This window comes from Ovoidimarina sediminis (assembly GCF_032586175.1).
Taxonomy (GTDB): Bacteria; Pseudomonadota; Alphaproteobacteria; order Rhodobacterales; family Rhodobacteraceae; genus Ovoidimarina; species Ovoidimarina sediminis.
Genome location: NZ_JAWHTE010000064.1, coordinates 1 through 2,086 on the forward strand (window position 1 = coordinate 1; position 2,086 = coordinate 2,086).

Annotated in this window: 2 protein-coding genes; both read right to left on the minus strand. The window is 54.7% G+C overall.

Translation table 11 applies throughout. The features are described from left to right. Positions 1 to 359: 359 nt before the first annotated feature. Positions 360 to 815 (minus strand): DsrE family protein, encoded by a 456-nt coding sequence (locus tag RXV90_RS25725; protein WP_316653275.1) that lies wholly within the window; start codon positions 813 to 815, stop codon positions 360 to 362. A 65-nt stretch (positions 816 to 880) separates the two neighbouring features. Further along, positions 881 to 1,849 (minus strand): molybdate ABC transporter substrate-binding protein, encoded by a 969-nt coding sequence (locus tag RXV90_RS25730; RefSeq protein ID WP_316653276.1) that lies wholly within the window; start codon positions 1,847 to 1,849, stop codon positions 881 to 883. Positions 1,850 to 2,086: the final 237 nt, after the last annotated feature.

Genomic DNA, 2,086 nt, shown 5'->3' on the forward strand with positions numbered 1-2,086 from the left:
CTCCTACGAGATAAACGAAGTTGGTCGCCCGTTGCGCCTTGACCAAACACGGATACTCAGATGACCGGGAAGAGCCCGAAGCCGACAGTGCTTTCCGCTATTGACGTATGTGCGGCGCCGTCGCCCTGAGGTGCCCGAAGGACCTTGCCAGACGTCGTGGGGACGAGGGGAGTAGTTACCAGGAGACTGGCGGGCCGTGATTTGTCACGGCTCGCCAGTCAATAGTTTCGCCGAAAATTTTACGTCGCCAACCAGACGCGAGCCATTCTGACGTCGTTTGTTGGGGCAGTTCGACAAAGACCCTGGCCAGGCGAACGAGAGATTGTCGACAGTGTCGCCGCCGCCGCGCCCCTCTTCGGCTAGGGTCGGATCACGAAGTAGTTTGTGTTATCGAGATAGACAAGTCGACCGACGCCACCGGGAACGACCTTGGCGTACTGGGTAATCGGAGGGGCGGCGCCCTCTTCTTTCGTCATCTTGTTAATAGTGTTTCCGCACGCGCTGAAGGTCAGGTCAGGGATGCTTTCCGCGATGCTCTTGACGCGATCCATAACCGGGGAAGTGTCTTCACGCAGAATGTGTAGCCCGTCATTGAAAGCAACGATTTCGATCTCGTAGATCTTGCCCGCATTACTCATGCCTCGGGCGAAGTTGGTGGCCACGTTGAGGGCCCGGTGGTATGTGGCAGGGTCGTCATCGCTGATCTGGATGGCGAGCCGCATGACGCCATCATCAGCCTGTTCTGCGGAAACAGGTCCGCTCAAAGTCAGGAAGGCGGCGCATACCGCGGCAAAGACGTAGCTTGCAAGTCGCATGGTTTCCTCATCGCTTTAGTTTCGGGATTTGTGTGGAACGGCCCCGCAAGGCCGCACCGCATGACTTAGTTCGTCATCAAAGGCTTAAGCTTGAGCTCTTCCGAGCTGGCTGGAACGAAGCCGTAGGACGCATAGATCCCCTGAGCGCGGTCAGTCCCCAAATAGGACAGGAAACGAAAGGCGTTGTAAGGATTGCGTCCCTCGCTCAGAGCGCCGATGGCGTAGCTGACCTTATCCTGCTTGTTCAGCGGCGCCGGGATGGCCACTCCTTCGATCTTACGTCCTTCGGCCTTGGCCTCGATTACCTCGGTCGTCCAGACAATACCAACATCGGCCTCGCCGTCCTCGATCCGTTGCGGTGTTTCACGATGGTGCCGCGAGGTGAACCAAGTCTTACCCTCGATTGCCCAGCAACTCTTGCACTCAGCATTCGCAGTCACCTGTTCGTACAACCCCAGGTCCTTCAGCATCTCCGAACCATAAAATCGGAAGATGCCTTCGGTCAGTGGATTTGGATGCGACTGAACGAGATCATCGCGCGAAAGATCCTCGGGACCTTTGATGCCCTTTGGATTGCCCTCAGCGACCATCAGTTCGAGCTTGTTGTGAATGTAGATCATGTAGTCATTCATCTTCCCCATTCCGGCCAGCTTCTTCAGGTGATTGAGATTCACCGAAGCGTAGAGATCGGGGTTCATGGCTGTATCCTGATCGTTGATTTGACCCTGCGTGAGGATCTGACCGTTCAGAATTTGACCCGGAGGGATCGTCTCGACGTATATGGTTTCAATGTCAGTGTTAAGCGATTGAAAGTCCTGAATCAGTTCCTCCATGACCATGAACTGATTGCCGGCGAGATACATGACCAGATCGGATGTGTAGCTATCTCCGATCTCACCATAGGCAATCGATCCATTAGCATGGAATGTCCGATAGTCCTTGTTCAGTCCTGCTTTGTCCTGCTCCTGAGCACTAACAGCCAGACCACAACAAGCGACCACTGCAGCCAATGCGACTCCCTGAAAACTCTTCATCACAGCCCTCCCAATTGTGATTGAGTAGGTCTATCGTCTCCAAGCATTCAATTATGTCAATAATATAATGGAATAGCGTGCTCCCGTGCCACTGAACACACCGGCAGCTCCGTCCGCGAAGCAAACATCCATCAGGCCGGAATCGTGGGATGACTGCTACGAGCCGATTGTGTTGAAAAACTCGGCTTGAGCGAGGCTTTAGCTCCTGATTCACTTCTCCCGAGGCAAGGGAGGTCT